Genomic DNA, 7,657 nt, shown 5'->3' with positions numbered 1-7,657 from the left:
CGCGGAGTTCGTCGGCGAGGCGTTCGGCGGACAGGGCGTCGTGCCCGGGGACCCGCGCGGATTCGGCCGGGGCTTCGGTCCGGGCCGTGGACCGCGCGGCGGCCGTGGGGATGGGCGCCGGCGGGCGCGGCGCGGCGATGTCCGCGTGGGGATCGTGCTTCTGCTCGCCGAAGGGCCGCTCAACGGCTACGGCGTCATGCGCGAGCTCGCCGAGAGAAGCAGTGGGGAATGGTCGCCGAGCTCCGGCGCCGTCTATCCGGCGTTGTCGCAGCTCGAGGACGAGGGCCTCATCGCGCCCGAACCGGAGGCCGGCCCCAAGCACTTCTCGCTGACCGACGCGGGCCGCGAGGAAGCGGAAAAGCTCGCGGAAAAGCGCGCCCCCTGGGACCTCGGCGAGGCCGAAGGTGCTCCGGAGGATGCGCAGGACGGCGGTGGATCGGCACCCGGGCGCGAAATGGCCGACTCGGTCCGGCAGGCGATGCTTGCGATGCGCGCCGTTATGGCAACTGGAGACGAGGAGCTCGTCGAAAAGGCGAAGGAGCAGATCGACGAACTCCGCCGGGAGCTCTACGCCCTGCTCGCGGAGAACGGATAACCGAGCGTGTGCTCGCCTCGCAGGGGCGATGCGCCACTTGAAATAAAACCAAGGCCGGAGATCTCGAAACGAGATTTCCGGCCTTGACTTAATGTTGTGCGCCAACAGGGACTCGAACCCCGAACCCGCTGATTAAGAGTCAGCTGCTCTGCCAGTTGAGCTATTGGCGCGGAACGATTCCGCGATGTCCTCCGAAGTGGATCCCGGCGACCTCGCTTGAACCGTTGAATACATTAGCACCGCGTGAACAGATCGCGAAATCAAGGTAGGTACGTGCGGTTTTCGATCTGCTCACCCCTTCGTAAACGCGAATTCGCGCTACTTGTAGAAGCCCTCGCGGAGGTTGATCTCGTGCTCGATCCACACCTTGAGCGCAGCGAGCATGCCGGACCAGCCCATGCAGTTGCCGAACGCGGCCTTCGATCCGTCCGCGGTCGCCGTCCACGAGGATTCGGTGATGGTGACGAGCGTGCGCGTGTTGTCGTCGATCGGTTCGAACTCGAACACGACGCGCGTGTGCCCCGGGTTGGAGGCCGCGCCCTCGACGGCCGACTCGCCCGATTCCCATTCGATGACGATCTTCTTGCTCGGAGTGGCCTCGACGACGCGCACGGGGAAGGCGCCGGGGAAATCTGCGAAATCCCACGTGACGGTGGTGTCGGAGGTGAGGCGCCCCTGGGCGCCCCCGGTGGTGAAGTAGTGGGAGAGCTGCTCGGGGTCGGCAACTGCCTCATAGGTCTGCTCGGCGGGCTTGGAGATGTACCCGGAGACGGTGAAGGAGAGTTCGGTCAGCGCGGCGTCGTGCTCGGTGTTCGACATGTTGTAAAATTACAACATGAGCAAAGCGTCCGGCAAGAGGGGAGACGACGACGTCGTCTTCAAGGCCCTCGCCAACCCCATGCGTAGGCGCATGCTCGACGCACTCAAAACCGGCCCACTCACGACCGGCGCCCTATGCGCGCGGATGCCCGAACTCGATCGCACGACTGTGCTCCAACATCTCAAGGTTCTCGAACGAGCCGAACTCGTCGCCGGCCGCAGGGAGGGGCGCGAGCGGCACCTCACCCTTTCGCCTCTGCCGATCAAGCGGATCCACGACCGATGGATCAGCGACTATATGAGCGCAGCCGTCGGTCTGCTCGACCACTTTGACGACGGTTGAACGGGATGTCGGCGTTGTGATCTGCAACCCGATTCTGCGGTTTCCCGCTCGACAGTCGCCGTAAGTCAATATCGTTCAGACAGAGTGCCGCGCGCGTTCTGCGTGCCAGGGGACGAGTCGATGGAGCGAATTCATGAACCAACCGCCACACGATGGACGCCCGGGGCAGCCGCACAATCCCTACGATCCGAATTCCATGGCGGCGGCTCCTGATCCCACACGCCAGTTTCCGACCAGCCCTTATGGCGGCAATCCCTACGCCGGCAATCCATACGACGCCAACCCTTACGCCGGCGACCCGTATGGCGGACAGCAGCAACAGCAGCAATTCGGCCGGCCCTACGGCGCTCCGAATCCGTACGGTTACTACGGCGGCGCCCAGCAACCGGGCGGCCCGAACGCCTCGTCAGGCACCCACACCGGCTTGATCATCGCCGCAATCATCGGCGTCGTGGTGCTCGCCGTCGTGGCCGTCGGTGTCTTCTTCGCCATGCGTGGTTCGGGGGATGACGGCGGAGGTATTGCGCTCCCCGCGACGTCCTCGGCCCCGCCCTACGGGGACTCGAATCCCAGCGGGCTCCCACGGTCGTCGGAACCATTCGCGCCAAGCGAGCCCTCTGCGCCTTCGACCACGCTCGCCGTTCCGACACCGACCCTGCCCGGTTCGGGCGGGCCCGGCACGGTCCGTCTCGAGGCCACGTCGTCAACCGGCTCGGAGATCACGGTCACCTACATCGACGCCGATCTCGGCGTCCAGCAGGAAAGCGTGCCCTCCCCGTGGTCGACAGAGTTCACCTCGGACAGCACCTTCAACGCGACGTCGCTTGTCGTTGTCCAGATGGATGAGGGAGAGGTCACCTGCAAGATCTTCGTCGACGACGAGGAGGTCGACTCGAAAACGGCGTCGGGCGCGTTCTCCATGGCCGAGTGCGCCCACTTCGGTTAGCGCAACAGCGCGCGGTTACATCAGCGACGTCGCGGGTACGGGGCGAAAGCGTTGCACGACCGCACCGGAGCTAAATTCGCGCCGCGATACCGGTTCGAGTTGGATGCGTTCGCGCAGCCCGGACAGCAGCGTCGGCCCGTGCCCGGCGATCACCGGCTGGACCACGAATTCGTATTCGTCGATCAACCCGAGATCGGCCAACGCAAGTGGCAGCGTCACGCCGCCGACCCACAAGCCCTCGCCGGGTTCCTCTTTGAGCCTCACCACCGAGGCTTCCAGGTCGCCGTCCAGCAGCTCGGCATTCCAACCGGCGCCATCAAGCGTGCTCGACACGACGTACTTCTTCGCGCTGTCCATGGCCTCGGCGAACGGTACGTCCCAGGCTTGCATCCATTCGGGCCACGCGCCGGAATCAGGTCGTCGCCACGCGGCCTCCATCATCTCGTAGGTCACGCGGCCGAAGAGGAGCGCATCCGCGCGGCCCATCTCCTCGGTCCAGTACGCCATGGACTCGGCGTCCGGCATGAGCCCCGCCTCGTGATGGCAGCAGCCGTCGAGCGTCACGTTGATCGAATACCGCAGCGGTCTCACGGCGGCCCTCCCTAGAATCCAGCTCGCCCGCGCGATGCAGGGCAGAGCTCCCTGTGGTGCCTCCAGGATCTCGCGCGGAGGGCGCACACCTTTGTCCGTGCGTGCGCACTGTCGCCGTTGCCGGCCGCCGCCTGCCCGTTTACCCCTGCGCGGCGTCGATTTCCCGCACATGCACCCGCACTAGGTCTTCGATCAACTGGTCGGGGAGCGGATTGTCGAGCGTGAACTTCACCGCGTGTGCGGTCCGCTCGTAGCTCTCTAGCCGGTCCGCGAGCTCGTCGAGCGCCATCGAGGACGGGTAGAAACTCATGTGCTTTTTCGACGCCGTGAAATACACGAGCGCGCGCCCGCGATACTCGAGAGTCGGCATCCGGTAGCTGATCTTCTCCTCGGCCTCCGGAACCAGCGTGGTCACGAGCCCGCGGATCCGCTCCAGCTCCGCCCGAAACGCCGGATCGACCCCAGCCAGGTACTCATCGACACTTGCCGCCGTCTGCGTCATTTCCGCCGCTCCTCATCGCATACTGCACCGCGTACTACCACCGAGTATGACGCCGGACGTGCTCCTCCGCCCAGCCCCGCGCGCTCCCCACATCGCAGAACCAGCGCAAGGCCAGCGTCGAGCCGCCGGCCGCCGGTCTCCCGTGCCGGTCGTCGTGGAGTGCTTCGGGACATGGGCAGATAGACGAAGAGCGGGTCACCGGCGTTTGTGCCGATAACCCGCTCTTCTCATTCGGGGTGAGTGACGGGACTCGAACCCGCGACAGCCAGGATCACAACCTGGTGCTCTACCAACTGAACTACACTCACCACACTGAACAGCCGATCGAAGCGATGCGCCGATCACTGCAGCGCTCAGTAGTCTACATGCCACCCGTGGGCGGGACGAAATCCGGAGTTGCGGAGGCGGCCGCTTGGGGCAGGGGCGGCGTCCGACGTCATCCTTCGGTGATTTTCTTTGCTGCGGCGGCGACCTCCTCGGAGGTGGGGCCGGGCTGGGGCACGAATGCGGTGGCGCGGTAGTAGCGCAGCTCCTTGATGGATTCGATGATGTCGGCGAGCGCGCGGTGGGCCATGCCCTTATCGGGCTGGCCGAAGTAGATGCGCGGGTACCAGCGGCGGCTGAGTTCCTTGATCGAGCTCACGTCGATCATGCGGTAGTGGAGGAACTCGTCGAGCGCCGGCATGTCGCGGGAGATGAACTTGCGGTCGGTGGCGATCGAATTGCCCGCCAGGGGTGCCGTGCCGGGCTGGGACACGTGCTCGCGCACATACTCGAGGACCGCCTTCTCGGCCTCTTCGACGGTGACCTTCGAGGCGCGGATCTCCTCGGTGAGGCCGGAGGAGCGGTGCATTTCCTGCACCACGTCGTTCATGGAATCGAGGGCCTCGTCGGGCGCTCCGATGACGATGTCGACGCCGTCTCCGAGAATGTTGAGCTCGCTGTCGGTGACGAGAGCCGCGATCTCTACCAGCAGGTCGGCGCCCGGTTCGGTGCCGCCGTCGAGGCCGGTCATCTCGCAGTCGATCCAGACGATGCGGTCGTGCTTCGGATTGATCGGCGGCTCCGCGGAGTCCTTGTGACCTGGCGATTGTGCGGCCGGATCCGACGCGCCTGCATTTGTACCGGACAATGGTGGAGTTGATTCTGGCATGATCTAAATCATGCCGAATGATGCATCCGCAAGCGAGAACACCACCGATTTGGCCCCCGCGAAGAAGATCGCGCAGGGGTACGCCAGTGAGGGCGCCGGGATCTCACTCGGGTCCGTTCTGGTGGACGGGAAGGCCGATCCCGAGGCTCGGGTTTCCATTCCGCTGTCGATGATGAACCGACACGGCCTCGTCGCCGGAGCGACCGGCACGGGTAAGACCAAGACGCTCCAGCTGATCGCCGAGCAGCTCTCCGTGAACGGCGTGCCCGTGGTGATGGCGGACATGAAGGGCGACCTGTCCGGGCTCGCGCAGCCGGGTGAGGATTCCGACAAGGCGCGCGGTCGTGCCGAGCAGACCGGTGCCGACTGGGCGCCGGCGGGCCATCCGGTCGAATTCCTGTCGTTGGGGACCGAGGGCATCGGCGTGCCGCTGCGCGCGCGGGTGAGCTCGTTCGGGCCGATCCTGCTGTCCAAGGTGCTTGGACTCAACTCGACCCAGGAGTCGACGCTCGGGCTGGTCTTCCACTGGGCCGACGAGCAAGGACTCGAACTCTACGACCTCAAGGACCTGCGGGCCGTACTCCAGCATCTGACGTCGGACGAGGGGAAAGAGGACCTCAAGGGCATCGGCGGCGTGTCTTCGCAGACCGCCGGCGTCATCCTGCGTTCGCTGGTGAACCTGTCGAACAACGGCGGCGATACGTTCTTCGGCGATCCCGAGCTCGACCCGGCCGACCTGCGAAAGGTCGTCGATGGGAAGGGCGCGATCTCGCTGGTCGAGCTCGGCGACCAGGCCACGCGTCCGGTGCTGTTCTCGACGTTCCTCATGTGGGTGCTCGCCGAGCTGTTCCAGGATCTGCCCGAGAAGGGCGACTCCGACAAGCCGGAGCTCGTGTTTATCTTCGACGAGGCGCACCTGCTGTTCGAGGACGCGTCGAAGGCGTTCCTCGACCAGGTCGAGCAGACGGTGAAGCTTATTCGCTCCAAGGGCGTCGGCGTGTTTTTCTGCTCGCAGCTGCCCACCGACATTCCCGGCGACATCCTCTCGCAGCTCGGCGCGCGCGTACAGCACGCGTTGCGGGCGTTTACGCCGGAGGACCAGAAGGCGTTGAGTAAGACTGTGAAGACCTACCCGAAGTCCGACGTGTACGACCTGGAAGAGGCCATCACCGGCGCGGGCACGGGCGAGGCGATTGTGACGGTGCTGTCGGAGCGTGGTGCGCCGACGCCGGTCGCGTGGACGCTGATGAATCCGCCGACGTCGCTGATGAACACGATCGGCAACGAGGCGATCACCGCTGCGGCGAAGGACAGCGAGGCGTGGGGGAAGTACGGCGAGACGGTCGATCCGTTGAGCGCCTACGAGAAGCTGGCCGAGCAGGCGGAGAAGGCCGGTGCCGGTGAGGCTGGTGCCGGCGGGGGAGCGCAGGATGCGCCGGCCGCAGAGCAGGCGCCGGCGAAGGAAGCTCCCCGCGAAGACGGAAGCGGGGGCACGAAGGGCGGCGAGCGCGAGGAGGAGGGCTCGTTCGTGTCGCGGGCGCTGTCGAATCCCGCCACGCGCAGCTTTATGCGCAGCGCCGCGAGTGCTGCGGGCCGCGAGATCACGCGTAGCCTGTTCGGCACCCGGCGTCGGCGCCGCTAGCGCATGGCCGCCGCTCGACCTAGCAGTAAGCACGGACTCGCGATGAGGGCCGCGTCGAGGACGTGGGCGTAGAAGGCTCCCGCGTAGGTCGGTCCGCCCCACGCGTTCACGTATTCGGCGGGCCGACCCACGAACCCGATCTGCATCCCCAATCGAACGGTGACGTAGGCGGCAATGAGTAGCGAGAGACCGACCGCCAGCGTCCTCGCCAACCTCAGGACGTCGAACCTATCCGGTTTGGGCTCCGCCCGACGGAACGTGTGCCTAATCGCGTCGTAGGTCGAGGTTCGCCAGGGACCGGCGAAGTCGGGATAACGCCCGTGTCGTGCCCGGAAACGGGCGATCACCGTCGTACTCAACGCAATTGCCACGACCGTGAGTAATAGGTGAATCCCCCATGCATTCGCCGAGGGGTCGTGGACCGGTGCTGAGGTATCCGAACCGAGCACGCGTCCCAAGGTGCATCCGAGAAGGACGAGCCCGGCGGACGAGGTGAGAAGCACGGGCGAGATGCGGGTTCGAAAGTAGGTGGCGGGCGGCGATCCGCTGCGCACAGTGCGAGGGGGCGTCTTCATGAGAGACGAACCTACTGTGACACGACTGCCGAGCGAATCCCTCTCGCGAGTGATTTTTGCCCTCGTAGCTGAGCCGCGTGCGCAGCGGGAGTCCCTGTGAATACCCAGAAAGCAAGTCGCCGTTGATTCGGCGCTTCGGGTGCGCGGGGCCTACTCAAATTCCGCTGGCCGCGTATTTTGCCGGGTCGAGCGAGATTTGAGTAGGCCCCGGTGAATTTTCGAGGGACATGCCTTGCTTTGATGCCCCGCGCCAAAGACAGAAATAGCCCCGCAAACCTGACCTACGCGGGGGAGTCGGGCGTCGAAGCCGAGCTGTCCGCGTCGGCAGAACTCGCCGCATCCGCCGAGCCCTCGCCGAGCTTGGCGTAGGCCTTGCCCGCAAGCGGCGACACCAAACGGCGAGGCAAAAAGTTCGTGGCCAGCGACATCGTCTGCCCGATAGGTCCAGGCACCACCCGCATCTTGTTGCGCGCGAGCGCATCGATCGACAG

General features: G+C 65.6%; 9 protein-coding genes, 2 tRNA genes and 1 pseudogene. 4 read left to right on the top strand and 8 right to left on the bottom strand.

All coding sequences use genetic code 11. The features are described 5' to 3' along the window. Positions 1-595: PadR family transcriptional regulator (locus K8V11_RS04280; protein ID WP_303911160.1), on the top strand; the 595-nt coding region annotated here is incomplete at its 5' end. A 97-nt stretch (positions 596-692) separates the two neighbouring features. On the opposite strand, the gene K8V11_RS04275 is transcribed toward K8V11_RS04280, so the two are convergent. Beyond that, positions 693-765: transfer RNA gene (locus K8V11_RS04275), tRNA-Lys, on the bottom strand. Positions 766-913: 148 nt separating this feature from the next. Further along, on the bottom strand, positions 914-1,414 hold the full coding sequence (locus K8V11_RS04270) for an SRPBCC domain-containing protein (RefSeq protein ID WP_303911159.1): 501 nt from the start codon (positions 1,412-1,414) through the stop codon (positions 914-916). Between the two features lie 16 nt (positions 1,415-1,430). On the opposite strand from K8V11_RS04270, the gene K8V11_RS04265 reads away from it, so the two are divergent. After that, entirely contained in the window at positions 1,431-1,757 is a 327-nt protein-coding gene (locus tag K8V11_RS04265) for a helix-turn-helix transcriptional regulator (protein WP_303911158.1), read from the top strand. Between the two features lie 133 nt (positions 1,758-1,890). Next, complete coding sequence (locus K8V11_RS04260; RefSeq protein WP_303911157.1) at positions 1,891-2,703, top strand: MmpS family transport accessory protein; 813 nt, start codon at positions 1,891-1,893, stop codon at positions 2,701-2,703. A 15-nt stretch (positions 2,704-2,718) separates the two neighbouring features. Here K8V11_RS04260 and K8V11_RS04255 read toward each other — a convergent pair whose 3' ends face one another. From K8V11_RS04255 to orn, 4 genes are all read right to left on the bottom strand, one after another. Next, complete coding sequence (locus tag K8V11_RS04255) at positions 2,719-3,294, bottom strand: dihydrofolate reductase family protein (RefSeq protein WP_303911156.1); 576 nt, start codon at positions 3,292-3,294, stop codon at positions 2,719-2,721. A gap of 139 nt (positions 3,295-3,433) precedes the next feature. Next, positions 3,434-3,796, bottom strand: a complete 363-nt coding sequence (locus K8V11_RS04250; RefSeq protein ID WP_303911155.1) for an iron chaperone — start codon at positions 3,794-3,796, stop codon at positions 3,434-3,436. A 235-nt stretch (positions 3,797-4,031) separates the two neighbouring features. Next, positions 4,032-4,104: transfer RNA gene (locus K8V11_RS04245), tRNA-His, on the bottom strand. 128 nt (positions 4,105-4,232) lie between these two features. After that, entirely contained in the window at positions 4,233-4,949 is a 717-nt protein-coding gene (orn, locus tag K8V11_RS04240) for an oligoribonuclease (RefSeq protein WP_303911154.1), read from the bottom strand. A gap of 10 nt (positions 4,950-4,959) precedes the next feature. On the opposite strand from orn, the gene K8V11_RS04235 reads away from it, so the two are divergent. Further along, on the top strand, positions 4,960-6,591 hold the full coding sequence (locus K8V11_RS04235; protein ID WP_303911153.1) for a helicase HerA-like domain-containing protein: 1,632 nt from the start codon (positions 4,960-4,962) through the stop codon (positions 6,589-6,591). Here K8V11_RS04235 and K8V11_RS04230 read toward each other — a convergent pair. Beyond that, positions 6,588-7,166: a hypothetical protein gene (locus K8V11_RS04230; protein ID WP_303911152.1), complete on the bottom strand. Its 579-nt coding sequence runs from the start codon at positions 7,164-7,166 to the stop codon at positions 6,588-6,590. The genes K8V11_RS04235 and K8V11_RS04230 overlap by 4 nt on opposite strands. A gap of 281 nt (positions 7,167-7,447) precedes the next feature. Further along, positions 7,448-7,657: pseudogene (locus K8V11_RS04225) on the bottom strand (hypothetical protein); the annotation flags it as partial.

It is taken from the genome of Dietzia timorensis (assembly GCF_020742175.1).
GTDB classification, from domain to species: Bacteria; Actinomycetota; Actinomycetes; order Mycobacteriales; family Mycobacteriaceae; genus Dietzia; species Dietzia timorensis_A.
This window is presented reverse-complemented; position numbering and strand designations above follow the sequence as displayed.